Origin of the sequence: Flagellimonas iocasae, assembly GCF_042682725.1 — a bacterium.
In the GTDB taxonomy this organism is placed as follows: domain Bacteria; phylum Bacteroidota; class Bacteroidia; order Flavobacteriales; family Flavobacteriaceae; genus Flagellimonas; species Flagellimonas iocasae.
The window spans coordinates 354,235-380,544 of record NZ_JBHUHU010000001.1; the positions used below are offsets into that span (position 1 = coordinate 354,235).

At 42.8% G+C, this 26,310-nt stretch carries 23 protein-coding genes and 1 tRNA gene; 11 read left to right on the top strand and 13 right to left on the bottom strand.

Annotation, left to right across the window (positions count from 1 at the left end; all coding sequences use genetic code 11):
- Positions 1-175: 175 nt before the first annotated feature.
- A tRNA-Ser gene (locus ACFSJE_RS01580) sits at positions 176-260 on the bottom strand.
- A gap of 140 nt (positions 261-400) precedes the next feature.
- Between ACFSJE_RS01580 and ACFSJE_RS01585 the strand changes: the two genes are divergently transcribed.
- The 3 genes from ACFSJE_RS01585 (at position 401) to ACFSJE_RS01595 (ending at position 3,606) form a co-directional block, all read left to right on the top strand.
- Complete coding sequence (locus ACFSJE_RS01585) at positions 401-1,156, top strand: sulfite exporter TauE/SafE family protein (protein ID WP_379830032.1); 756 nt, start codon at positions 401-403, stop codon at positions 1,154-1,156.
- A 127-nt stretch (positions 1,157-1,283) separates the two neighbouring features.
- Positions 1,284-2,480 (top strand): DegT/DnrJ/EryC1/StrS family aminotransferase, encoded by a 1,197-nt coding sequence (locus ACFSJE_RS01590; protein ID WP_379829222.1) that lies wholly within the window; start codon positions 1,284-1,286, stop codon positions 2,478-2,480.
- A 16-nt stretch (positions 2,481-2,496) separates the two neighbouring features.
- Entirely contained in the window at positions 2,497-3,606 is a 1,110-nt protein-coding gene (locus ACFSJE_RS01595; protein ID WP_379829223.1) for a hypothetical protein, read from the top strand.
- Here the strand turns inward: ACFSJE_RS01595 and ribB are convergent.
- From ribB to ACFSJE_RS01650, 11 genes are all read right to left on the bottom strand, one after another.
- A complete protein-coding gene (gene ribB, locus ACFSJE_RS01600; protein ID WP_379829224.1) occupies positions 3,603-4,742 on the bottom strand; it encodes a 3,4-dihydroxy-2-butanone-4-phosphate synthase in 1,140 nt (379 codons plus the stop codon). The two genes, ACFSJE_RS01595 and ribB, sit on opposite strands and share 4 nt — an antisense overlap.
- On the bottom strand, positions 4,742-6,244 hold the full coding sequence (locus ACFSJE_RS01605) for an LptF/LptG family permease (protein ID WP_379829225.1): 1,503 nt from the start codon (positions 6,242-6,244) through the stop codon (positions 4,742-4,744). The genes ribB and ACFSJE_RS01605 overlap by 1 nt, the downstream gene beginning before the upstream one ends.
- A gap of 3 nt (positions 6,245-6,247) precedes the next feature.
- Positions 6,248-6,895, bottom strand: coding sequence for an outer membrane lipoprotein periplasmic chaperone LolA1 (gene lolA1, locus ACFSJE_RS01610; RefSeq protein ID WP_379829226.1), 648 nt, complete (start codon positions 6,893-6,895; stop codon positions 6,248-6,250).
- A 4-nt stretch (positions 6,896-6,899) separates the two neighbouring features.
- On the bottom strand, positions 6,900-9,281 hold the full coding sequence (locus ACFSJE_RS01615) for a DNA translocase FtsK (RefSeq protein WP_379829227.1): 2,382 nt from the start codon (positions 9,279-9,281) through the stop codon (positions 6,900-6,902).
- A 63-nt stretch (positions 9,282-9,344) separates the two neighbouring features.
- On the bottom strand, positions 9,345-9,710 hold the full coding sequence (locus tag ACFSJE_RS01620) for a diacylglycerol kinase family protein (protein ID WP_379829228.1): 366 nt from the start codon (positions 9,708-9,710) through the stop codon (positions 9,345-9,347).
- On the bottom strand, positions 9,703-10,209 hold the full coding sequence (gene tpx, locus ACFSJE_RS01625; RefSeq protein WP_379829229.1) for a thiol peroxidase: 507 nt from the start codon (positions 10,207-10,209) through the stop codon (positions 9,703-9,705). Before tpx ends, ACFSJE_RS01620 begins: the two co-directional genes overlap by 8 nt.
- Positions 10,210-10,301: 92 nt before the next feature.
- Entirely contained in the window at positions 10,302-10,559 is a 258-nt protein-coding gene (locus ACFSJE_RS01630) for a DUF6952 family protein (protein ID WP_379829230.1), read from the bottom strand.
- On the bottom strand, positions 10,540-10,854 hold the full coding sequence (locus ACFSJE_RS01635) for a thioredoxin family protein (protein ID WP_379829231.1): 315 nt from the start codon (positions 10,852-10,854) through the stop codon (positions 10,540-10,542). Before ACFSJE_RS01635 ends, ACFSJE_RS01630 begins: the two co-directional genes overlap by 20 nt.
- Positions 10,855-10,859: 5 nt before the next feature.
- On the bottom strand, positions 10,860-11,504 hold the full coding sequence (locus tag ACFSJE_RS01640) for a peroxiredoxin (RefSeq protein ID WP_379829232.1): 645 nt from the start codon (positions 11,502-11,504) through the stop codon (positions 10,860-10,862).
- 213 nt (positions 11,505-11,717) lie between these two features.
- Entirely contained in the window at positions 11,718-13,211 is a 1,494-nt protein-coding gene (nhaC, locus tag ACFSJE_RS01645) for a Na+/H+ antiporter NhaC (RefSeq protein ID WP_379829233.1), read from the bottom strand.
- Positions 13,212-13,282: 71 nt separating this feature from the next.
- Positions 13,283-14,503: an aminotransferase class I/II-fold pyridoxal phosphate-dependent enzyme gene (locus tag ACFSJE_RS01650; RefSeq protein ID WP_379829234.1), complete on the bottom strand. Its 1,221-nt coding sequence runs from the start codon at positions 14,501-14,503 to the stop codon at positions 13,283-13,285.
- A gap of 146 nt (positions 14,504-14,649) precedes the next feature.
- On the opposite strand from ACFSJE_RS01650, the gene ACFSJE_RS01655 reads away from it, so the two are divergent.
- The 3 genes from ACFSJE_RS01655 to lpdA all read left to right on the top strand — a co-directional run bounded on the left by ACFSJE_RS01655 (position 14,650) and on the right by lpdA (position 17,195).
- Positions 14,650-15,102 carry an Lrp/AsnC family transcriptional regulator gene (locus ACFSJE_RS01655; protein WP_379829235.1) on the top strand — a complete coding sequence of 151 codons (453 nt, stop codon included), beginning with the start codon at positions 14,650-14,652 and terminating at the stop codon, positions 15,100-15,102.
- Between the two features lie 97 nt (positions 15,103-15,199).
- Positions 15,200-15,589 carry a hypothetical protein gene (locus ACFSJE_RS01660; protein ID WP_379829236.1) on the top strand — a complete coding sequence of 130 codons (390 nt, stop codon included), beginning with the start codon at positions 15,200-15,202 and terminating at the stop codon, positions 15,587-15,589.
- Between the two features lie 202 nt (positions 15,590-15,791).
- Positions 15,792-17,195 carry a dihydrolipoyl dehydrogenase gene (gene lpdA, locus ACFSJE_RS01665; protein ID WP_379829237.1) on the top strand — a complete coding sequence of 468 codons (1,404 nt, stop codon included), beginning with the start codon at positions 15,792-15,794 and terminating at the stop codon, positions 17,193-17,195.
- A gap of 76 nt (positions 17,196-17,271) precedes the next feature.
- Here the strand turns inward: lpdA and ACFSJE_RS01670 are convergent, their stop codons facing one another.
- Positions 17,272-18,468: an acyltransferase family protein gene (locus tag ACFSJE_RS01670; RefSeq protein WP_379829238.1), complete on the bottom strand. Its 1,197-nt coding sequence runs from the start codon at positions 18,466-18,468 to the stop codon at positions 17,272-17,274.
- 129 nt (positions 18,469-18,597) lie between these two features.
- Between ACFSJE_RS01670 and ACFSJE_RS01675 the strand changes: the two genes are divergently transcribed.
- The 5 genes from ACFSJE_RS01675 to ACFSJE_RS01695 all read left to right on the top strand — a co-directional run bounded on the left by ACFSJE_RS01675 (position 18,598) and on the right by ACFSJE_RS01695 (position 26,214).
- The gene (locus tag ACFSJE_RS01675) at positions 18,598-19,131 is read left to right on the top strand and encodes an NADPH-dependent FMN reductase (RefSeq protein ID WP_379829239.1); all 534 of its coding nucleotides are present in this window, start codon (positions 18,598-18,600) and stop codon (positions 19,129-19,131) included.
- Between the two features lie 7 nt (positions 19,132-19,138).
- Positions 19,139-20,437: an anthranilate synthase component I family protein gene (locus ACFSJE_RS01680; protein WP_379829240.1), complete on the top strand. Its 1,299-nt coding sequence runs from the start codon at positions 19,139-19,141 to the stop codon at positions 20,435-20,437.
- 64 nt (positions 20,438-20,501) lie between these two features.
- Complete coding sequence (tilS, locus tag ACFSJE_RS01685) at positions 20,502-21,764, top strand: tRNA lysidine(34) synthetase TilS (RefSeq protein WP_379829241.1); 1,263 nt, start codon at positions 20,502-20,504, stop codon at positions 21,762-21,764.
- Positions 21,761-23,740 (top strand): protein-disulfide reductase DsbD family protein, encoded by a 1,980-nt coding sequence (locus tag ACFSJE_RS01690; protein WP_379829242.1) that lies wholly within the window; start codon positions 21,761-21,763, stop codon positions 23,738-23,740. The genes tilS and ACFSJE_RS01690 overlap by 4 nt, the downstream gene beginning before the upstream one ends.
- Before the next feature lie 80 nt (positions 23,741-23,820).
- Positions 23,821-26,214, top strand: coding sequence for a penicillin acylase family protein (locus tag ACFSJE_RS01695; RefSeq protein ID WP_379829243.1), 2,394 nt, complete (start codon positions 23,821-23,823; stop codon positions 26,212-26,214).
- Positions 26,215-26,310: the final 96 nt, after the last annotated feature.

Below are 26,310 nucleotides of genomic sequence, written 5' to 3' on the forward strand. Positions count from 1 at the left end.
TTTTCGGTTTGGTATGTTTGGCGCTGAAAAGGTATAAAAAACACACTTATAACCGTAGCTAATGGGAAAAGTAATTGCCTATAATTTTCAAAACAGAATTTTTTCTAAGTTAAAATGAAGAATTGTCAACCAAAAAACAAAAGCCCCTAAAACAGGGGCTTTTCACGTCATAAAGCGGAGGAAGAGGGATTCGAACCCCCGGAGGTGTGACCCTCAACAGTTTTCAAGACTGCCGCATTCGACCACTCTGCCATTCCTCCCTAAAAAAATGCGGGCTTACCCGCCGTAGCCTTTGCGTAGGCGGGTGCAAATATAAAAAGCTTTTTTGGTTCTGTGAAAGTTTATAAACTTTAAATTTTTCATTCTTCACTTTCTAAAATTACCTAGTACATTTATGCCAATGGAAGAATGGTATCACTATCCACTTTTGGTGGCCGTAGGTTTTGCCGTAGGCTTTATCAACACTGTTGCTGGGGGTGGTTCTCTGCTATCGCTGCCGACCCTTATATTTTTGGGATTGCCTTCTGCCGTGGCCAACGGAACCAATCGGGTGGCCATTGTTATTCAGACGGCTATGGCAACTGCAGGTTTTAAAAGCAAGGGGGTAAGCACCTTTCCGTTCAATATTTATCTGGGAATATCTGCTTTACTAGGGTCCATTTTAGGGGCGCGAATTGCTGTGGATGTCGATGGCAGTCTCTTCAACCGCATTTTGGCTATTGTCATGATAGCGGTAATCTTGATTATTGTGTTTAAGCCTAAAATGCGCCTAGAAGACATGCAAGAGCGGCTTACTGGCAAATACCTTTGGCTGGGGATTATTGTTTTCTTCTTCTTTGGAATTTATGGTGGTTTCATCAATGCGGGCCTTGGTTTGTTGATGATCATCTTTTTGCATTACGTAAACCGGATGAATTTGGTGCGAAGCAACGCTACCAAGGTCGTTGTGGTCTTTATTTACATGTTAGCGGCACTGGCAGTGTTTGCGTTCAACGATAAGGTCAACTGGAAAATGGGATTGATTTTGGCCATTGGAAATGGTTCCGGAGCATGGGTGGCCAGTCGGTTTTCAGTGAAAAAAGGCGATGGATTCATTAAGACCTTTATGGTGGTCGTGGTGGTGGCCATGGCGATAAAACTTTGGTTTTTTGGCTAAAATTAATAGGCACTGTATGATAACAGGAAATAAAGGAGATAAAATTGAGATTTTGTAGTTTCAATAACCAATAACCAATAACCAATAACCAATAACCAATAACCAATAACCAATAACACAATACACTATGCCGGGTTTTGAACTTTTTGGAGATAAAGAACGGGAACAGGTACAGGACGTGCTGGATTCAGGGGTGCTCATGCGCTACGGATTTGATGGAATGCGCAACGGACATTGGAAGGCAAAAGAGCTAGAAACCGCTTTGGCCAAAGTTATGCGGACACAACATGTGCATCTGGTCAGTAGTGGCACTGCAGCACTTACCGTTGCCTTGGCCAGTGCTGGGATAGGAGCAGGGGATGAGGTCATTATGCCCACCTTCACCTTTGTCGCCAGTTTTGAGTCCATTTTGGCACTCGGGGCCATTCCTGTGTTAGTGGATGTCGATGATACGTTGACGTTGGACCCTTCTGCGGTGGAAAAGGCCATCACACCAAAAACCAAAGTTATCATGCCTGTGCACATGTGTGGTTCCATGGCCGATTTGGATGCACTTCAACAAATCTGCAAAAAGCATAACCTTTTACTGTTGGAAGATGCCTGTCAGGCCATTGGTGGCGGTTATCACGGAAAACCTTTGGGCAGTATTGGGGATTTGGGTTGCTTTTCTTTCGATTACGTAAAGACCATCACCTGTGGTGAAGGTGGTGCCGTCATCACGAATAATGAGGCTTATTATCAGAATGCACATAAATATTCGGACCACGGTCATGACCACATCGGAAATGATAGGGGAGCGGAAGGGCATCCATTTTTAGGATATAATTTCCGTATTTCAGAATTGAATGCTGCGGTTGGAGTGGCCCAATTGGCGCGATTGGATGAATTCATCGGCATTCAAAAAAGAAACTATACCATTTTACGCGAAGCCTTAGCGACTATTCCAGAGGTGACGTTTAGAAGAGTTCCCAGTGGCGGGGAAGAGAATTATTCCTTTTTGAGTTTCTTTCTTCCTTCGGAAGCAGTGACCCAAAAAGTACATCAGGCCTTGGGAAAAAATGGGATTGACGCCTGTTTTTACTGGTACAATAACAATTGGCATTATTACCGAAAATGGGCACATTTGACCCATCTTACATCCTTGGGGAAATTGCCAAAAGATGTTATTGAAGGTCTTCCAGATTATACCCAGGCTGATTTCACCAAGTCGGACAAATGGGTAGGAAGAACCATCTCCTGTTTGATAAAATTAGGCTGGTCGGAAAAAGAAATGGAAGCGAGGTCACGGATTATAAAATCAACTATCTTCGAGTGCTTAAAGTAAGTAAGTCACTCATTTTATGAAACTAGGTTTTCTCTCATTTCTACTTTTGATGGCTATCAATGTATTGACTGCCCAAAAGGATTTTCACACCATTTCACTGCTGCCAAACAAAACTGAATCTGCCGAAAATGTAGATTTTTACATCTCTGGGATAGTGGATAATAGAGTTTATAAGGACCATGTGGGCATCGCGCAAAAAGGCATGCTCAACAGAAAGGTACAGGCCCAATTTGAACAGCCCTTTGAGGAAGAACTCTTGGCTTATTTGAATACTGTTTTTCCGCCAGAGGCTTCAAAAAAGCCGCTAATCCTTCGGATAAACCAATTGTTGATTTCCGAGAATACCGGTGCTTTCAAGGAAACAGGCACGGCAACGGTCAATCTAGACGTTTTAATCTATTTGAACAACGAGTACAATTACCTGGGCAGTTTTGCTTCCGAAGCAGAAAAGAACAGTATGGATGTTACCGGAAAACATGATGACCGAATTAGGGCTATCTTAAAAGAGTGCTTGATGGAATTTGATTCCTTGCCCAATAAGTATGAAGCCAAAAAAGTTGTTACGCTGGAGCGTCCAGAGGTGGCCAACATTTTAACGGAATCTCCCGGTACAGGCTACTATTTTTCATTCAATGAGTTGTACAACAATGAGCCGGTTCAGGATACAGCTGTTTCTATCAAGCCTAAGGATGAGAATTTGTTCAGGGTGGAGGATGCCAAAGGTAAACCTGCACCATACTATGGTTTCTTTGATGGAACTGATTTTTATCTGAATGCGCAAAATTATTCAGGGGACAGGCATTTTGTGAAAGCCCAAAAAGTCAATGATTTTTTACTCTTCAATGACATTTTCATAAACCAGGACAAGGTAAGTGGTCTTGGGTTGGCCTTTGGTATTATTGGTGTTTTGGCTTCCAATGAAAGAAGCAACACCTTGTTGGACCTAAATACGGGAAAATTCATTGTGCTCACCCACAAAAGGGTAAAGCTCCTGCTTGAAAAAGACTATCCTGAATATTATGAGCGATATACCAAATACGAAAACAATCCCATTTTGGTCCGAGGTATTTTGGAGCAGGTAATCAATGAAAAGGGTTACGAATATATTATCAATACGGCCATCTAGTAGTTGACGTATTCCACAATTTCCAAACCATAACCCACCATTCCCACGCGACGGGTCTGTCCGGAATTGGACAGCAAACGAATCTTGGAAATATTCAAATCGTGCAGGATTTGTGCGCCAATACCAAAATCCTTGGTGTCCATGTCGATTTTGGGAGCTTTGTCAATACCTTGGGCCTGCAATTTCTTGAATTCGGCCAGGCGGCTCAACAAATTCATGGATTGGTTTCCTTGGTTGATAAAAATCATCGCACCCTTTTCTTGGGAATTCAACACATGGAACATGCGTTGTAAAGCTTCATCTGGGTTATTGGTCAGGGTGCCCAACATATCATTATTGACCAGTGTAGAATTGATGCGGGTGAGAACCGGCTCACCAGATTTCCAACTTCCTTTTACCAAAGCAATATGGACTTGGTCATTGGTGGTCTGTTTGTAAGCACGTAAACGGAATTCACCAAAGCGTGTTTTTATATCGAAGGACTCCCTAAGTTCAATTAGACTGTCGTGCTCCATGCGATAGGCAATCAAATCCTCGATGGAAACGATTTTCAAATCGAATTTCTTGGCTACGTCCAGCAATTCTGGCAATCGGGCCATACTGCCATCCTCATTCATGATTTCAACGATGACTCCAGCTGGTTCCAAACCGGCCAATCGTGCAAAATCAATGGCGGCCTCTGTATGGCCAGTACGACGTAAAACACCACCTTCCTTTGCTATTAATGGAAAAATATGTCCAGGGCGCCCCAACTCATGGGGTTTGGTAGCTGCATCTGTCAATGCCAGCACAGTTTTGGCTCTATCCGCAGCTGAAATTCCGGTGGTTACCCCGTTTCCCCTTAAATCCACCGAAACGGTAAAGGCCGTTTCCAGTGGGTCTGAGTTATGGGTTACCATTTTATGAAGTCCCAAGTCCTTGCATCTTCCCTCGGTCAAAGGAGCGCATATAAGCCCGCGACCGTAGGTGGCCATAAAGTTTATGGTCTCTGGGGTAACAAGCTCCGCAGCGGCCAGAAAATCTCCTTCATTCTCTCTATTTTCATCATCTACCACAATAATGACCTTGCCTTGACGGATGTCCTCAATAGCCTCTTCTATGGCGTTCAGTTGAATTTTCTTGTCCTTGGTAACCATTACTCTTCTTCTTCAGAATCTTTATCTTTCTTTTTAAATAGGGATTTAATTCGGTCGAAAATATGTCCAAATCCAAACAACCCTCTATCCGCAGTGGCTCTCCTGGTCAATGATATGCCCAATGGTAACATGATCAGTGTGGATAGCCAAGCTCCAATTGCGGGATGGATATTTCCTTCCTTGGCATAGTTCCCAGCAAACACCCCAATAAAATAATAGGTCAAAAATAAGACAATGGCAATCACCATGGGCAAACCAAGTCCTCCTTTTCTAATAATGGCCCCCAACGGCGCCCCAACAAAAAAGAGAATGATGCAGGAAAATGCCAAAGCATATTTATTGTGCAATGAAAGAATATGACTGTTGTAAAATTTATATCTCTTTTGGAGCTCGTCCTTTTTGGACACTACCGTATTTAAAATTCCAGTGATGGAATTTTTGGCATTGTTCACTACCTGAAGTCGCTGCCATTCCTGAAGTTTGTCCAACAGTTGGTCTGTATCTGTGATGGGAGCTTCTTCAATGGAATCCTTTTCAATTTCCTTTGCTTCATTTTTTACCAGCTGCAGAGTGTCAATTCGGGGAGGTGGGGGGAAGGCTCCCATTCTGTTGACAATGTTTTTTGAAAATGCCTCTACCTTTTCCAGGTTGTTTTTTCCCAAGGAATCGATATCCTTGATCAAACGCCCCACATTTTTCATCTTGTCCGTGGTGATGTTCCCATCCTCTTCCAAATCTTGGTCGTTCAATTCAGAAATATCAATATTGATGATATACCGTTCAAACTCAGATTTTGCAAATGGATATTTTCTTCGCTCTTTACCATCTTTGGCTGAAATTTCCTCATAGTAATGGCCATCTTTCAATACCAATTGAATGATGTCTGACTCTTCGCTACTGATCAACTCACCTGTTTTGGCTTTTATGACTGTGTTATTAATGTTTTGGGCGGTTTTTTTATGGATGATGACATTATCCAAAAAACGGTCTTGCTCCCCGTATTTTTTGTCAACCTTGATGTTCATTCCCTGTCCTGTGCCTTCAAAATCGCTGAAAACTCCTTCGGTGATGGCCGCAGCGGGCTTTACCTTGGCAATGTTCCGTCTAAGGTTGAACATTTTTTGTTCGGATTTTGGTATGACGTTGTTGGCAAAGAAAAAAGTGACCACACCCAAGAAAAGTACAAAGACAATCAAGCTGCGCATTCCTCGTTGGAGCGAGATGCCCGAAGCTTTCATGGCGGCAAACTCATAATTTTCGGCAAAGGTTCCAAAAGTAAGGATGGAGGAAAGTAATACGGTTAATGGGAGAACCTTATCAACCAAAGTGGGGATGAAGTAGAAAATAAACTTTCCAATAATGACAATACCTAGACCTTTTCCAGCCAAATCATCGATGAAAAGCCATATTCCCTGAAATATGAATATGACGATCAAGATGAAAAATGAACTGAAGAAATTGTAGAGAAACCTCTTTAATATATACTGGTCTAGTATTTTCAATCCCTAGTTTCTTGTAATGTAATACCCTTTGTCTTCGAATTTTTTCTCGTCAAAGGTAAACAGCGTACTCGAAAGTGGCTGATTGGTTTTGAAAGAATTAACGGTGATAGTGGTCTTGGTGCCATTATTCCCCGTCTGAATGAGCTTGTAAATATGCTTGGTCTGCGTGTCAACCCCCAACAGAATGGATTTGATCTCAGTGTTGGAATCGATGGGAATCAATTTGACATACTGGATTTTTCGTCCGTCTACATTTTGAAGAATGTCCCACTGATAGTTATGTCCCGTTTTGTAGAATGTCAACATTTTTGAAGGGCTTACATTGTCATCTTCCTCGTTGACATCCTCAATGGTGACCTCTTCATTTTCAGGAACGATAGTGTATACTTTCTTTCCGTCAAAAAGTTGTTGGGCGCCGAGATAATTTAGGAAATACTTTTCACCATCCAAGGTTACGTTTCCGTTTGTTTCCTGCTTTAGGTTAGCTTCAGTATTCTCCAAAGTGGACCTAAAATCGATATAAATGTTGTCGTAGCTTTTTACTTTGTTGTAGACTTCATCAAGCAAGGCTTTGGCCTTGTCCGAATTTTGTCCGTAGGAAAAAAGAGCAACGGTAAACAGTCCGATAAAAAGAATATGTTTCTTGAGCATGATTTTATTTTGATTCATTTTCTAACAATTGATCTAAAGAGTAAATGTCTGGCACTAAAACCTGACGAGCCTTGCTGCCTTCAAAAGGACCAACAATTCCGGCAGCCTCCAATTGGTCAATAATTCTACCAGCCCTGTTGTATCCCAATTTTAATTTACGCTGTATGAGGGAAGCGGAACCTTGCTGCGCCGTTACAATCACTTCAGCAGCTTCGCGGAACATGGCATCCCTGTCCGAAATATCATAATCAATACCCGTGCCAGATTCTTCACCGACATACTCTGGCAGTAGGTGGGCTTCTGGGTAGGCACGTTGGGACCCAATGTATTCCGTAATCTTACCGACTTCGGGGGTGTCAACAAAGGCACACTGTAAACGGGTAACGTCGTTTCCTTGCGTGAAGAGCATGTCACCACGACCGATAAGCTGGTCGGCGCCTTGAGCGTCCAAAATGGTTCTGGAATCTATTTTAGAGGTTACCCGAAACGCAATCCGTGCGGGGAAGTTGGCTTTAATAATACCGGTAATCACATTCACGGATGGACGTTGCGTAGCAATGATCAAGTGGATTCCTATGGCCCGTGCCAATTGCGCCAATCGAGCAATAGGGGTTTCCACTTCCTTACCTGCGGTCATGATCAGGTCGGCAAACTCGTCAATCACCAAAACAATATACGGTAGGAATTTGTGCCCGTCATTCGGGTTCAGTTTTCTCGCCTTAAACTTGGCGTTGTACTCCTTAATGTTTCGTACCATGGCCGTTTTGAGCAGCTCATAGCGATTATCCATCTCAATACAGAGCGAATTCAAAGTATTGATGACCTTGGTGTTGTCCGTAATAATGGCATCATCGGAATCGTCTGGAAGCTTTGCCAAAAAGTGCCGTTCAATCTTGTTGTATAGGGTGAGCTCCACTTTTTTGGGATCTACCAGAACAAACTTTACTTCTGCAGGGTGCTTTTTATAAAGCAGGGAAGTGATAACGGCATTCAATCCAACAGATTTACCTTGACCGGTGGCTCCTGCCATGAGCATGTGGGGCATTTTGGCCAAATCCACCACAAAAGTTTCATTGCTGATGGTTTTTCCGAAAGCAATGGGCAACTCCATTTCGGCTTTTTGGAATTTGTTGGAAGCAATCACCGAACGCATGGAAACCACAGTGGCATTTTTATTGGGTACCTCTATACCGATGGTTCCTTTTCCGGGGATAGGGGCAATGATACGAATCCCCAAAGCTGCCAAGGAAAGCGCAATATCATCCTCCAAATTTTTGATCTTGGAAATACGGATACCGGCCTCAGGCACAATCTCATAAAGGGTCACTGTTGGACCAATGGTTGCCTTGATCTGCGCAATGCCGATTTTATAATTTTTGAGGGTGCTAACAATACGGTTTTTGTTTTCCTCAAGTTCTTCTTGGTTGATGGTAATCCCTCCTGAAGCGCCGTGGGCCTCTAGCAAATCCAACGGCGGAAATTTATAATTGCCTAACTCCAGTTTTGGGTCGAACTCCCCAAAATCCTTGACGAGTTTTTCGGATTTGATATCTTTTTCCTCTTTCTCTTCTTCAACTTTTTCAACTTCCAGACTAATATCGACGTCTTCTTCCTCTGGAAGATTGACATCGAGCCCAGCTTCATTTGTAAGGGGTGGGATATCTTTTTTGTGAGTGTATGTATCCACCTTTATAGGCTCGTTATCTTCTGGACTTAGATCCAAACTATGTTCTTCGGATTCTTCAGTCTCATCTGAAACGGATGACGTTTTTTGAAAATCGGATTTGATTTGTTCCCGTTGCTTCCTGAAGAAATTGGCAGCACCTTCGGGGGTAAAATTGAACAGTCGTACCATGATGACCATCAACACAAACACCAAAATGAGGAACACCCCAATTTTCCCAGTGTAGTCTTGCAGGAAATCATTCATTTCATAGCCGATAAGTCCACCTAAAAGAGGTTGGTCAATCGCGAAGAAACCAAGAGCCACGGAAACCCAAATGATTCCCGTTAATCCCCAAATCCATTTTCCTATCAAGCCTTTTCCGCTGAGCCCCAAGAACAAATAGAGTCCGGTGACGGCCAATAATAGCGGGAAGGCAAACGACGCCAATCCAAATCCACGGTACATAAAAAAGTGGCTTACACTAGCACCAAACTTGTTTAGTAGGTTGCTGGCTTCGGCATTTCTATTGGCAAACTCGGAGAGCATGCTTTGGTCTTCCTGCCATGTGAAATAATAGGATAGAAAGGAAAAGAAAAGCGCAATGCTCAGGACAATAAGCAAACTGCCGAAGATAATCTTGTTTTGCTTAGAAGGTTTCAAGGAAACCTTCTTTTTGGCAGCAGTAGGTTTGGATTTAGATTTTGTCCTTTTTTTTGCCATTGAAACTGGTTTATGCGGGGCTAATTTACAAATTTACGATGCTACATTGACCTTGGATGTTGCTTATAGCAATTTGGGTACGTAGATGATGAGTCCAATGATGCTTGCAACAATGGATACTATCATAACGGCTCCCGCGGAAATATCTTTTATGAAACCGATTTTGGGGTCATTTTTCGGTTGGATGTAGTCCGATATTTTCTCGATGGCCGTATTCACACCTTCAATGCCCATGACCAAGCCAATGGCAAAGAGTTGTAGAATCCATTCCGTATGGGAAATTTGAAAATAGAACCCGGCAATGGTCATGATGACCGCAATACCAAATTGGATTTGTATGCTGGCCTCGGTACGCAAGAGTAAAATCATGCCCCTTAGTGCGTAGCCCACACTCCGAATCCTATTCTTCAAAAAAGATTCCTTAGGCATCCATCAATGCTTCAAGCGCAGCTTTATAGTTGGGTTCGTCCACGGTTTCAGCAACCTGTTCCGAATAAACCACATCGCCATTCTCGTTCAAAACAACAACGGAACGTGATAATAAGCTCTTTAAAGGGCCATCTGTGAACTCAACATTGTAGGCCTTACCAAAGTTACCATCCCTAAAATCAGATAGCGTTTCCACTTTATCAATTCCCTCAGCACCACAAAAACGGGCCTGGGCAAATGGAAGGTCTTTGGAGATACACAAAATGGTGGTATTGTCGAGTTCAGCGGCTTCTTGGTTGAACTGACGCACCGATTGCGCACAGGTTCCGGTATCGATACTTGGAAAAATGTTCAAGACCACCTTTTTCCCTTTGTAATCTGACAGGGAAGTTGATGAAAGGTCGTTCTTGGTCAATGTAAAATCTGGAGCTTTGGCACCATTTGTAGGGAGGTTGCCAAGCGTATGTATTTCGTTTCCTTTTAAGGTAACAGTAGCCATATTTTCATATTTTGGTTCGAGGCCAAAAATACTTAAAAAAAACCTTCCCACCGGGGGTTGTGAGAAGGTTCTTTGGAAAAAATGGTTGGCATTTATTTGTCAATGGAACTCAGTACCCGAGACATAAAGCTGTTCATCGCTTCTTTCTTGGGTGCTCCATTTCTGATTTCGTTTGAAACCTCGAGGGCACCGTAAATATTGGAGATCAATTCACCAATAAGATTCAGTTCCTCATCTTTTAAACTTGGAACTTCGCAGATGCTTTCCAAGGTTTCTGCTGTTTCCAGCAAAAAGTCCTCGTCATTTTCCTCAGCAAAATTGACCAGTTGTTTAATTATGGGCAACTTCATTGATCAAGGTTTTTAAAACATCATATTTGTTGGTCTGCACCTGATTCTTCAAGGCCCCATTTGAAAATGCAGCGAATGTGGGCAGGTTGTCCACATTGGCCAATTTTCGTGATTCCGGGAACTTTTCTGCATCCACTACCACAAATGTTACGTTCTCGTTCAAAGAGGCTTCCTTCTTGAACTTTGGTTTCATGATTCGGCAATTACCGCACCATGATGCCGAGTATTGCACCACAACATTGTTGTTGTTGGCAATTACTTTGCTCAAATTATCTTGTTCCAGTTCTAATAGCATGGCAATTAGTTTACGTGGTTGGCCAAATAGGAGGAAACACCATCACGGTTGGCGTCCATGGCTTCTTTACCTTCTTCCCAGTTGGCTGGGCAAACCTCTCCTTTTACTTGAACGTGGGTGTAGGCATCCACCAAGCGTAAAAATTCGTTTACGTTTCTACCCAATGGCATGTGGTTGATGCTTTCATGGAATACAGTACCTTCCTCGTCAATTAAATAGGTGGCTCTGTAGGTAACATTGTCACCTTCCACGATGGGGGAACCGGTTTCCTCGTTATAGTCTTCGTTGGTAATGTCCAAAATGCCCAATGCATTGGAAAGGTTTCTGTTGCTATCGGAAATGATAGGGTAGGTAACCCCTTCAATACCTCCGTTGTCCTTGGCGGTGTTCAACCAAGCAAAATGTACTTCGGGAGTATCGCATGAAGCACCGATGACCAAGGTGTTTCTTTTTTCAAACGCTCCTAAACTTTGTTGAAATGCAAACAACTCGGTAGGGCAAACAAATGTGAAATCTTTCGGATACCAGAAAAGCAAAATCTTCTTTTTTTCTGCTTTGGCTTTCTCTACAATGTTGATTTTGAATGTGTCGCCCAATTCATCAATGGCATTTACCTCTAGATTTGGAAATTTTTTTCCGACTACTGTCATTCGTGTTGATTTTATTTATGGTTTAGCCGCAAAAATAGCCCGACAATTGGGCTTAGCACCACTAGAAAATCACTATTTCTTATCCATGGATAAACGGCGTTTATGGCACCAAAAAGAGCATATATTTTTTAGGACACCCATAAAATCGGGATATGAAAATTGTGGACTTCACAAATCTGAAGGTGTAACTACAAAAAGCAGGTTGAAAATTTTTTAGGCAGGCTCACTTTTTGTAACAAGCATCTTGATTTTGATTTTGAGGGCAGCGAAGAGCAAGGTCATCATTGGGCTCAACCAATTGAAGATTGCATAAATCCCATATTCAGCTACCCCAACGCCCAAAACACTGCTGTGGTAAGCCCCACAGGTGTTCCATGGCACCAATACGGACGTGACGGTCCCGGAATCTTCCAGCGTCCGGCTTAAGTTCTCAGGGGCCAATCCACGTTCTTTATAAGCTTTGGAGAACATTTTTCCAGGAACCACAATGGCCAAATATTGGTCGGAAGCAGTTACATTCAACGCCAAACAGCTTCCCACAGTGCTCGCAAAAAGCCCGAAAGTTGTCTTGGCCATTTTCAATAAGGACTCTGTGATTCGTTCCAAAGCACCAATTCCATCCATAATCCCGCCAAAGACCATGGCACACATAATCAACCAGATAGTACCCATCATTCCGGACATTCCTCCGGAAGAAAAGAGGTCATTCAACGCTGGGTCATCTGTGGCAATGTTGGTATCTACGGTGATGGCATTCAAAATCCCTTTATAACCCGATTCCAAAGTTAAATTTGTGCCCCCTCCAATGGTGGCAACAATGTCTGGTTGAAAAATAAGAGCGAACAATCCACCTAAAAGTGTTCCAATCAACAAGGCTAAAAGTGGTGGTGCCTTTTTTACAATCAGAAGGATAACCGCAACGGGAACAATAAAAAGCCAACCACTGACATTGAAGGTTCCCCTGATATTTTCCAAGATGGAACTGGTATCAGCAACCCCTGTGGTGTCGATGGTAAACCCAAGAATGATAAAAACAATCAAAGTGATGATAATGGTAGGGGTGGTGGTGAGCGCCATATATTTAATGTGCGAAAACAAATCCCCACCCGCCATGGCAGGGGCCAGATTCGTTGTATCACTTAAAGGAGACATCTTGTCTCCAAAATAGGCTCCAGAAAGCACAGCGCCAGCTGTCATTCCCAAAGAAATGCCTAAGGCATCACCAATACCCACCAAGGCTATCCCCACAGTGGCGGCCGTGGTCCAACTACTTCCTGTGGCCACAGAAATGATGGCACAAATGATTACGCAGGCAGCCAAAAATATGGTGGGATTCAAGATTTGAAGCCCATAATAAATCATGGCGGGAATGATCCCACTGACCAACCAAGTTCCAGAGAGGGCCCCTACCATCAACAGGATGAGCAAAGCTCCAGTGGTGGACCGGATGTTCTCGGCCACTTCGGCAATCATCTGATCGTAAGAAACCTTATTGAAAAATCCAACGATGGCAGCAACAGCACCGCCCAAGAGCAAGATGAATTGGTTGGAACCGCTGAGGGCATCATCACCAAAGACAAAGACATTATAGGCCAGCATGCCCACTAGGGCAAATACGGGAATTAGGGCTTCCCATATACTCAATTCTTTATTTTCTACAATGTGTTCATTTTCCCTGTACTTTGATTCTTCCTCGTGGTTTGGCATGTGGTCTGAGTTTGTAAGGAAGTAATATTACAACTTTGAGGCTTGTTCTCCAAACGGCAAATAGTAAGTTGTTAGGCCAATGTTACATCCTCGGATAGAATTCCCAACTTTTCCATACAGCTGCGCATGGATAGGTAGGTTTTGTGAATGTCATTGTCCAAGCCAATGGAAAATCGGATTAAACCTTGGGTCAGTCCAAGTTCTTCTTGTTCCTCCAACGGAATTTCGGAAGAGGTAGAGGTGCCCGATGCACTAAAGAGGGTTTTGTAAAACCCGAGGCTCACCGCCAGATAGCCCAACTTCTCTTCCTGCATCATTTCCATAAGCGCATTGGCTTTGTCCAACGTTCCCACATCCAACGTAAGGAGACCGCCAAATCCGTATTCTGGATTCATCTGGGCTTTCATGGTTTGATGTCCTGGATGACTTTCCAGACCGGGGTAGACCACCGTAAGACCGTCTTTTTCGAATTGTTGGGCCAAATAATGGGCATTTTCACTATGCTTTTTGATTCGGATGTGTAGCGTCCTCATGTTTTTTAGGATGGAAGCCGCCCGTAAACTGTCCAACGTACTACCCAGTAACATTCCGGCACCATCATTTACATCCTTTAGGCTGAGGCAAAAGTCAGAAGAGGCGCATACCGCTCCTGCTACGCAATCGCTCGTCCCGTTGATGAATTTGGTAAGGCTGTGCACCACAATATCCGCTCCCAGTTTGGCAGCGTTGATGCTCAATGGTGAAAAGGTGTTGTCGACCACCAAGGGAATGCCATGTTTTTTTGCCAATTTGGACAAGGCCTGGATATCGGCAACTTCCAATAAGGGATTACTGATGGCCTCGCAATAAATCATTTTGGTTTTTGGGGTGATGGACTTTTCAACAATTTCCAGATCGGTGATATCGATAAAAGATGTGGAGATGTTGAACTTTTTCACAAAGTTTTTCAGGAAAGCGTAGGTGCCTCCGTAAATGGTTCGGCTGCACACAATATGGTCGCCAGCATCACACAATTGAAAGATGACGGAGGTTATCGCGCCCATGCCACTAGCGAAAACATTGGCTGACTCGGTTCCTTCCAGTTGGGCCATGGCCTCGCCCAAATAAAGATTGGAAGGGGAGGAGTGCCTACTATACAGATAGCAGCCTTCCGTGTTGCCTTCAAACGTATCGAACATGGTCTTTGCCGACAGAAAGGTGTAGGTGGATGAATCTGATATTGAAGGGTTTACACCGCCAAATTCACCAAAATATTGAAGGTCTTGGATGTGTTCTGATGCTTTATAGTCCATAGTTGAAAGTTTTTGTGAAATTACCAAATACAGGTTCTAAAGTCAATAAATACAACAAAATATAGAATATAAGTCTATAATAATTGATAAGTAACGAATAATAGTCTAATTTTGATGGATTCACTTCTTAAAATAGAATATTCGTCATGGATACTTTGGACAAACAATTGATTCAACTCCTTCAAGAAGATTGCAAAAAGACCACCAAGCAATACGCAGACCAACTCCAATTATCCAAAACCGCGGTATATGAGCGAATCCGAAGATTGGAACGAATGGGAATCATCACCGATTATGTGGCGCTAGTGGATAAGCAAAAGGTAAACCGCGATTTTACCGTCTTATGTCACGTTAGATTGGTGCAGCATACCAAGGAAAATGTTTTAAAATTTGAACGCGAAGTGCTAAAACTGGAAGAAGTTTCCGAATGCTTTCATGTGGGCGGCGATTATGATTACATCCTTAAAATTAATGTGGAGGACATGAAGAGCTATCGGGAATTTATGGTGACCAAACTGACGGTCATCAATAATATCGGAAACACCCAGAGTTCCTTCGTAATCAGTGAAGTAAAGAACCGACCATCCGTACATATTTAGCAAAGTTTAACCTAAAGCGATGTTAAAATAGACAGCCCCAACGGTTGGTATTTCTATTTTGGGGTATCAAAAAACGAACTGACCGCATAATATCGTCATGCAATCCCGAACTAGAATTTTTCTGACCGTACTGGCCACGGCAATTGGAGGATGTTGTTTGCAACTGTATGTTACCCTCTCCAAAGACGTCCTTTTTAATGGAATACAGTTTTGTACGTCGTCCAACCAAGATTTGGTCCTGGGTACTGTTGCTATGTTCCTTTCTGCTACTTTCGCAGGATTTATTTCCTCATTGATTGTGGTGCGTGACAATTTTTGGCCACACTTCTTTATTTCACTTTTTATAATAGGCAAACTTTCAGTAGCTGCGCTTTGTGCGCCTTGGGGTGGTCCCCTTTGGTTTGAGATTGGCCTGCACAGTTCCCTGTTGGCCGGACTCTGGCTTGGGTGGTACAGTGCCGAAAAATTTCCATTGGCACCCGTTTAGTGGAATTATACCAGTTTTTCTCTATCGACCCCTATCTTGTTGATGAATGACATTCGGTGTAGATTTGATAAAGTATGAACTTGGATAATATATTGTTGTTATTCACACATATTGAATAAAGCCCGTCCCGAAAAACATTCGTATTTTTACAGTCGTTTTTACGAAAAACAGCTAATAAAATTATCCTTACAAATTCAATAATATGAATCAATACGATGTAGCCGTTATCGGCTCCGGACCTGGAGGCTATGTAGCGGCAATTCGATGTGCCCAATTGGGAATGAAGACTGCTATCATTGAAAAGTATGACACTTTGGGGGGCACTTGCCTTAATGTGGGCTGCATTCCTTCCAAGGCGTTGTTGGACTCTTCGCACCATTATGAAGATGCCATCAAGCATTTTGAAGAGCATGGAATCGACATTCCCGGCGAAATCAAAGTCAACCTAAAACAGATGATTGCCCGCAAACAAGATGTGGTCGACCAAAATACCAAAGGCATTGAGTTTTTGATGGGCAAGAACAAAATTGAGGTATACCACGGAATGGGTAGCTTTAAGGATGCCACTCACATCAACATTGTTAAAGATGGAAAAACGGAGACCATTGAAGCGAAGAATATCATCATCGCCACGGGTTCCAAACCCTCTACTTTGCCGTTCATCAAATTGGATAAGGAGCGCATTATCACCTCAACCGAAGCCTTAAAACTCACAGAAGTTCCAAAGCACATGATTGTCATCGGAGGTGGTGTCATTGGTTTGGAATTGGGCCAAGTCTACAAGCGTTTGGGTGCTGAGGTTACCGTGGTAGAGTTTATGGACCGAATTATTCCGGGTATGGACGGTGCACTTTCCAAGGAGTTGATGAAGGTGTTGAAAAAACAAAAAATGCAGTTTAACCTATCGCACAAGGTAAAATCTGTGGAGCGAAAGGGGAAAGAGGTCATTGTTAAGGCTGATAATAAAAAAGGTGAAGAGGTAACATTCACAGGTGATTATTGCTTGGTTTCCGTAGGAAGAAGACCGTATACCGATGGATTGAATGCAGAAGCTGCTGGGGTAAAGTTGGATGACCGCGGAAGAATAGCGGTGAACGACCACCTTCAAACAAATGTTTCCAACATTTATGCGATTGGTGATGTGGTAAAAGGTGCCATGTTGGCCCATAAGGCAGAAGAAGAAGGAGTTCTGGTCGCTGAAGTTTTGGCTGGCCAAAAACCACATATCGATTACAACTTAATCCCAGGGGTGGTTTACACTTGGCCTGAGGTTGCTGCTGTCGGAAAAACCGAGGAGGAACTCAAAGATGCTGGGGTTGACTACAAAGTGGGTCAATTCTCCATGCGTGCTTTGGGCAGGGCTAGAGCCAGTATGGACTTGGATGGATTTGTAAAAATCATTGCGGATAAAAAGACCGACGAAGTCCTTGGCGTCCACATGATTGGTGCACGTTGTGCCGATTTGATTGCGGAAGGCGTTACAGCTATGGAATTTAGGGCATCCGCTGAGGATATTGCCCGAATGAGCCATGCACACCCAACCTATGCCGAAGCTGTGAAAGAAGCTGCGTTGGCTGCCACGGCAGACCGGGCATTGCACGCTTAAGCCCAGACAGAAAGTTTATAAGTATAAAAATGAGAAAGCATTCAACTTGGTTGGATGCTTTTTTTTGTGGGATTTTTTAGCTTCGAACCGTTCTGAACAGGCGTCTGAGCACCAACCGTATTCTTGCAACAAGCTCAAGAATAACTGGAATGGACGCTTCTTTTAAGTCAACTACCCACAATTTAGCATTGGTGACGGCCTGCGAAAGTTGTGTTTTGATTTCAGCTTCGTGGCGATTGTATTTCAGGGCCAAATAGGAGCAGCTTACCATGAACAACAACGCTCCCGGGATTGCAACCGCTGGAGTCAGGGAATGGTTGAAAAAGCGATACAGCCCCAATCCGGTAAACGTTCCATACAGGATAATAAAGTGTATAATGTAAATGGAAAGCGTGCTTGCCCCAAGTTGCAATATCGTTTTATTGGTCAAAAAGCGCCTCAACAACATAAATACGGCAAATACCATGAATACGTTCCCCAACCGAATGAACAGGTAATTGTTATCATTAATCAATTTGAACAATTCCAATCCAGTGAATTTGTACAATGAAATAAACGCTTGGGAGGAGTGGTAAATCAAAATATAGCCTACAAGCGTAGCAATTGAAATTGCAACAGGATATAAATATTTAAAATCCTTATATCGGGTAAAAAGCACCGAAATAAATGCTCCCAATGTTGTATAGCCCAACCACGGAATTATCGTAAAAACTGAACCGTTGGTTTTGGTAAGGTAGTTGGCAAATAGGTCGGGTAAAAATGAGAACGACCACTGTTTGTACATTGGCTCAAACAAGAAAAGAACTATGGTGATGCCCGCAAGTACCATTGGGAAAACAAACTTTTTTCGACTAGATGAGAATAAATACACCCCAATCAGAGCCAAAATGGAAAGTCCAATACAATGGAGTACATCCACTTGGTAAAACGAGTTGTAAAGTTGTCCTTTAAAAAGTCCAAAAAGGTTCAAGCGAAGCAAGTAACCTATCAACAACAATTGCAAACCACGACGAATTCCCTTGTTCACTCTTGGGTTGTCAAAGCCTTTCTGCTCCCCACGTATCAACAAGTAGGTGAAAATGAATCCAGAGACCGTAAAGAAAACAGGTGCGGTAATGCCTCGGAAATAATGCCAGATATTGAAAACCATATTGGTTTTGTCCCTAAAGATGGGGTCCAATAGTCCGTCTATAAAATGACCTTGAAGCATCATCAAGATGGCCCATGCACGCATGGCATCGATAAAGAACAGTCTGTTAGTTTGTGGTTTCATCTAGTAATAAATACCCTATATACTTGTTTAGCAGTGTGTTTGGATGCTTTCGTGGCCAAAATTATATAAAATACTCGCATCTAAGCATCAATTGGGGTATTTTAGCGAAACAATCAAACTTTTACCTTTATGGCTGCAATTTTGGCATTTGCCGGAAGCAATTCTTCAACTTCTATTAATTACCGACTCGTGCAATACACCACTTCCTTATTGGGAAATCGGGAGTTTCGCCTGTTGAACATGACCCGTTATCCATTTCCAATGTACAGCGAGGATGACGAACGGCAAAAAGGATACTCCAATTCTTTGGTGGAATTGAAGGAAGATATTCAAAATGCAGATGGTTTGATTCTTTCTGTAAATGAGCATAATGGCAATCCATCTGCCTATTTTAAAAATGTGTTGGATTGGCTATCGCGATTGGACCGAAATTTTTTGGAGGGAACCAAGGTGTTTCTCATGTCAACATCCGGAGGAAAACGAGGAGCAAAAGGCTCTTTTGAGGTAATTCATAACCTTTTGCCCCGATTTGGCGGCGAGATTGTAGCAACCTTTTCATTGCCGCTTTTTTATGAGAATTTTGAAAATGAACGCATTATAAACGAGGAGTTTAAAAAGGAACACGCTGCTGCTTTGACTACTTTTTTGGAATCCTTAACGTAAATAACCCTTGCGACAACATCGCACTTTCCGCATTTCAAACCCATCCCAGTTTAAAAGAGCGCTTCTGGAATGGTCTCGACCATTTTCCAAGGTGGTTTGGTTGGATAGCAATGGGCATGCTCAAAAATACAGCTCTTTTGATTTTTTACTGGCGGTTGATATACAGACCGATAAGTCCAACTTCGTGGATATGCTGGACCAATTAAAAATAATGGTGGACCAAAAACAGGATTGGTTATTTGGTTTCTTCACCTATGACATAAAAAATCAGCTGGAAGATTTGGTTTCCCAAAATTTTGATGGATTGGGGTTTCCTACCCTTCATTTCTTTCAACCTTCAAAAATTATAAAATGCATAGGGGGCAACCTTCATTTTATGTATTTGGAAGATTGTGCCGATGAGATTGAATCAGACTTTGCCCAAATAAAAGCGTTGGTGAATTTTGAGAAGTCGGAAACGGAACAGTCCCCAGTCAAAATTAAAATGCGGATTCACAAAGATGCCTACTTTGAAAAAGTAACCCAGCTTTTGGAGCACATCCATCGAGGTGACGTCTACGAGGCCAATTTTTGTCAAGAATTTTACGCGGAAGATGTATCCATCGACCCTTGGGAAACCTATCAGCGCTTGAATAGCATTTCCGAACCACCATTTGCAACTTTCATGCGATTAGAGGACAAGTATTTGATGTGCGCTTCTCCCGAGCGGTATCTTAGAAAACAAGGCTCGACCCTTATTTCGCAACCCATAAAAGGTACGGCACGAAGAGATGACAATGAGACGGAGGATGAAAAATTAAAACATCAACTGGCTTTGGATGAAAAGGAACGCGCCGAAAATATCATGATCACCGACTTGGTACGAAACGATTTATCCAAAAGTGCCCTAAGGGGCAGTGTTGAGGTGGAAGAATTGTGCAAGGTCTATACCTACAAACAAGTCCACCAAATGATTTCCACAGTTATTGCCGAAATTCCTGCGGATAAAAACCCAGTGGAGCTGATTGAAGAAACCTTTCCTATGGGAAGCATGACGGGAGCTCCCAAGATTTCGGCGATGAAAATTATTGAAGAATTGGAAGAGACCAAACGTGGTCTCTACAGTGGGGCCGTCGGCTATTTTGACCCAGATGGCAATTTCGATTTCAATGTGGTCATCCGAAGTATTTTGTATAATTCAACCCGTAATTATGTATCCTATTCCGTAGGGAGTGCCATAACGGCTAAATCCAACCCAGAGCACGAGTATCAGGAATGTTTGCTGAAAGCCAAAGCTATGCGAAGTGTTTTGGAAACAGGCGAATGATTATTCGTAATTTTGTGCTATGCTGTCACCCTTTAAAAAACATATAAAAACCAACCTGTCTTTCTTGCAAAAGGCAAGATTGTTGGTGGCTTGTAGTGGGGGAGTGGACAGTGTGGTTTTGGCGCATCTTTCCGTTAAAGCCGGTTTGAACATTACCTTGGCGCACTGCAATTTTCACTTACGGGGTACGGACAGCAATGGAGATGAAAATTTTGTTCGAGATTTGGCCAAGGATTTAGGGATTGGGGTCGAGGTAAAATCGTTCAAAACCAAAAAATATGCCCGTGAAAACAGAGGGTCTATGCAAATGGCCGCCCGGGAACTACGTTATCAGTGGTTCAATGAACTCTTGGCAACCAAAGGTTTTGACTACCTCTTGACAGCGCATCATGCCGATGATAGTTTGGAAACATTTCTCATCAATCTATCTCGTGGGACAGGAATCGATGGTCTCTCAGGAATCCCTGTCCAAAATGGAAAGGTGGTTCGACCCTTATTGGAATTTTCCCAGAACGATATCATGGCGTATGCCAAAAAGCACCATATACAATGGCGGGAAGACAGCAGCAATAGCGACACAAAATACCTGCGAAATAAAATTAGGTTAGAGCTAGTGTCCAAATTAAAGGAGCTTCACCCTGCATTTCTGGAAAACTTTAAACGCACTCAGGTTCATTTACAGGACACCAATAGTCTGGTTCAAAATCACTTGAAAGAAATCAAATCCATTTTGTTTGCAGAGGATGGCGATGTCATTAAAATTGCCTTGGAGCCTTTGCAGGAGTTACACCCAATCGAGGCCTATCTCTATGGACTTTTTAAAGAATATGGTTTCACAGAATGGGATGATGTAAAAGGACTTTTGCATGCCATGAGTGGTAAGGAGGTCATTTCCAAAACCCACAGATTACTGAAAGATCGGGAATATTTGATACTTTCAGAACTTAAAAATAGGGTAAACGAAACCTATCCTGTCTATAACAAGGAAGGTCTGCTAAGGTCTCCTGTAAAACTGAAACTGGAAAACGTAGAAGCCGCCGAAAAATCAAGTCCTGACACTATCTTTTTGGATAAGAAAAAGTTAAACTTTCCACTGGTGTTAAGAAATTGGGAAAAAGGCGACTATTTTTATCCCTACGGGATGAAAGGAGGAAAAAAGCTGTCCAAGTTTTTTAAGGATGAAAAAGTGGACGTTTTTTCCAAAGAAAAGCAATGGCTACTATGCTCGGACAATGAGATTGTTTGGGTGGTGGGCCGACGAGCGGATGAACGTTTTAAGGTTGATGGTTCAACCCAAAATATTATAAAGATTACACTTGTTGCATGAAATTTTTAGTCCCCCTTTTAGGATTCTTGCTAATCCCCCTTTACATTTTTGCACAGACCGATGCCAATCCGGCGATTTGGAGCCATAAGGTCAACAAACTATCAGACACGGAGTATGAATTGGTCTTTACCGGCAAAATTGCGGAGGGATGGCATGTGTATTCCCAATATACGGCTGAAGGAGGTTCACTTCCCAGCGAATTCACTTTTGAAAAGGCAGGGGAGGATTATGAGCTTATCGGAAAAACAACCGAAAGTGAGACTTTAGTAGAATACAGTGATATTTTTGAAGTGGATGAGACCTTTTTTAAGAAAGAGGCCATCTTCACGCAAAAAATCAAATTGCTGAACCCAGAAGTGCGACAGATTTCCGTCAACCTGTTTTATCAAATTTGCAAGGAAGTCTGTATTCCAAAAGATGAGTTGTTCCAGATTTCGTTGGATGGCAATGCCTTTGTGGACAGTCAAAAAGAGATTGATTTAAAAAGCGTAGCGCTTGGTGAATCCTTAAAGTTGGATTTGAAGAACAAAAACCTACTGAACCAAGGTGGTATAACCGATTCAGAAGGGAAATCCAATCTTTGGATGATATTTGGACTTGGATTCTTGGGTGGGCTCATTGCGTTGTTAACGCCATGCGTTTTCCCTATGATTCCACTGACCGTTTCATTCTTCACCAAACAATCACAACAAAAATCGAAGGGAATTGCCAATGCAGTACTCTACGGATTTTTCATTGTATTGATTTACTTCCTGTTGAGCTTACCGTTCCATTTGTTCAACTCAGTGGACTCCCAAATACTGAACACCATCGCCACTAATATTTGGCTAAATGTGTTCTTCTTTGTCATTTTTGTGGTGTTCGCCTTTTCCTTTTTCGGATATTTTGAGCTTACATTGCCAAGCTCTTGGGCCAACAAGATGGATTCCGCTTCCTCCAAAGTAGGAGGGGGACTTGGCATCTTTTTTATGGCATTGACCTTGGCCATCGTTTCGTTTTCCTGCACCGGACCCATTTTGGGAGGACTTTTAGGGAGTACAACCCTTGCCGAAGGTAATGTGGCTACCAACTTAACTATTGGTATGACAGGCTTTGGCTTGGCACTGGCGTTGCCATTTGCTTTATTTGCGCTCTTTCCTGCATGGTTGAATTCCCTGCCAAAATCAGGAGGTTGGATGACCACCGTGAAAGTGGTTTTGGGATTTTTGGAGTTGGCGCTAGCCTTCAAATTTCTTTCCAACGCTGATTTGGTCGGAAACTGGGGCATATTCAAACGAGAAATCTTCTTGGGTATATGGATTGTACTTTTTGTATTGATGACCCTGTATCTATTCGGAATTTTCAAATTTCCGCACGATGGTCCAAAAAAGAAACTGACATCGACCCGAAAACTATTTGGGGCTTTGAGTATGGCTTTTTCAGTGTACCTGGTTCTAGGCTTATTTCATGTAACCCCGTTAAAACTGTTGAGTGGATTCCCGCCACCAGATTTCTACAGCGTAGTGGAGACCGAGAGCGATTGCCCATTGGGATTAGATTGTTTCAAGGATTTTGAAGAAGGCGTGGCGTATGCCAAAGCTGCCAACAAACCCATTTTATTGGATTTTACAGGATGGGCCTGCGTAAACTGCAGGAAGATGGAAGAAAACGTCTGGAGTCATTCAAGCGTATACCCTATATTGAAAGACGAATACGTGCTCATTTCTTTATACGTGGACGACCGCAAAGAACTCCCAGAAGCCGAAAAATTCGATTTTAAATATGATTCCGGTCGCATAAAATCAATAGAGACCATCGGTCAAAAATGGGGTACGTTCCAAACCGTGAATTTCAATGCAGCATCACAACCCTACTACGTTTTGCTTTCACCAAACCTGGAAATCTTGAATGATGCTGTCCAGTACGTGGACGTGGAAACGTATGAAAATTGGCTGAAGTCTGGCTTGGAAACCTATCAGCTTTCCATGAATAAATGAGTTGGCTTTTCAGCGTGTTTTTTCTATTCGATTAGTGAAAATAGTTTACCTTAGAGACTAATTGACTTACCTCAAAACTCGTGAAAAAACTGAAAAAAGTACTTTTGGTGCTGGTATACCTCGTGCTGCTCGTTGTTATAGGCGTATTCTTGTTTTTTAACAGCCTAAAACCAGATTATGCAGGCAAAAAAACGCTTCATGGGCTACAGAGCGTGGTTAATGTCTACTACGACAACTACGGAATCCCACATATCTATGCCGAAACCGAAACAGATGCATTAAAGGCTTTGGGGTATGTGCATGCCCAAGACCGGTTATGGCAGATGGAGTTGTTGCGAAGGGTGGCCAAGGGAAGACTTTCTGAAGTATTTGGTGAAGATTTGGTGAAGACGGATAAATTCTTTCTTTCACTAGGGATTGATGACCATTCTGCCGAGACGGTGGCCAATTTGGACAGGCAAAGTGAGATGGCGGTGCTTTCCCAAGCCTATTTGGATGGCGTGAATGAATTTATAGAAAAAGGTCCAACCCCAATTGAGTTTTATCTCACTGGATTGGACAAAGAACCATTCACTATTGAAGATGTTTACAATGCCGTTGGCTATATGGCCTTCAGTTTTGCCATGGCGCACAAAACGGACCCCTTGCTGACCAGCATGCGAGATAAATTAGGGGAAGAATACCTGAAGGATTTAGCCATCAGTTCCGACACTTCCACGGTTTGGATTAAAAATTACCACAAAACCGAAATGGATTCCTTGGGTTCGGACATAACAGCCAGTGTTTCTGAAGCACTGGAAAAATTGCCCATTCCCCAATTTATTGGAAGTAATAGCTGGGTGATCGCACCCGAAAAGACCAAGAATGGCAAAGTTATTTTCGCCAATGACCCGCACATTGGTTTTGCACAGCCGTCCGTTTGGTATGAGGCTCATGTGAATACACCTTCCTATGAAAAGTATGGATATCATTTAGCTGGAGTGCCATTTCCGTTGTTGGCACACAATAGGGATGTGGCTTACGGACTTACCATGTTCGAAAACGATGATATTGATTTTTATTACGAAGAAACCAATCCTTCGGATAGCACACAATATAAGACCGCTGAGGGTTGGAAGAAGTTTGAATATGTCTCCAAGACCATCAAGGTGAAGGATGGGGAAGATGTGGAGTTCACCTATTCCAAAACACAACATGGACCTGTTTTGAACCATATAGCCGAGCAGATATCGGGGGAGCGACCCGTAGCCATGTCTTGGATTTATACCAGAGAAAAAAATGAGGTGTTGAACGGACTGTTTGGCATCAGTCATGCCACCAACATCGATGAATTCAAAAGTGCATTACCCAACATTCATGCACCCGGTCTCAATGTTATGTACGGTGACGCACAAGGAAATGTGGCATGGTGGGCCACGGCAAAGCTTTACCAAATGCCGGATAGCCTTTCAACAAAGTTCATTTTGGATGGTGCTTCAGGGAAGGAAGAGCCTTTGCGTTATTTGGATTTTTCAGAAAACCCCAGTGCTATAAATCCGCCTTGGCACTACGTGTACTCTGCAAACAACCAACCCGATTCCATTGCTGGTATGCTGTATCCGGGATATTATTTACCGGAAGATAGGGCCAAGCGAATCGTTCAGCTATTGGATGCCAAGGATGATTGGGACAAAGAATCTGCATCCGAAATGATATTGGATGTGACTTCTTCGGTCAACCCCGGGTTGATTACCGAACTCATAAAGCTCTTTAATGTTATTCCGTTGTCCAACGAACAATTGGTTCAAATTGATTCTCTTCAAAATTGGGATGGACATTATTCGTTGAAAAGCACAAATCCGACACTGTACCATCGTTGCGAGTATTTTATGGTAAAGAACACTATGGAAGATGAGCTGGGGACCGAGCAATTCAATCAATTTTTGGCAACACACCTTTTTAAGCGGCAGATTGCATGGGGTGCCCGTATGGAAAAAGGAAAATGGTGGGACAACATCAACACAACGGACAAGGTGGAAACCCGCCAAGATATTGTCCTTAAATCTTTTGCGGATGCCTGGAATTCATTGGTGGAAGATTTTGGGCCTGACCCCAACCAATGGACTTGGGAAAAGGTACACACCCTGGAGCATCAACACCCTATTGGACAAGTGGAATCCTTGAGGAAATATTTCAACGTAGGGCCATTCCCTGTGAACGGGACCCGGGAAGTCATCAATAATTTGGCTTTCCCATATGATAGCACAGGGTACTACAAAGTAAATTCAGGACCATCAACGCGTCGCATCATTGATTTTTCCGATATAGAAAATAGTATCAGTATATTGCCAACAGGTCAATCGGGAAATCCTTTCAGCAAGCACTACAAAGACCAAGCTGAAATGTATGTACGCGGCGAGTTTCGGAAAATGATGATGAACACCGAAGAAATCAAAAAAAGTGCCGCTTCCGTTTTGACTTTCAAAAGTCAGTAAGAAGTCAGCAGGTTGACCCCAAAAGGGGTTACGTCAAATGGAAACCCGGTATCCGTCAAAAGAGCGCTTGTGGTTGAGTGAGATCGTTTACTTTTT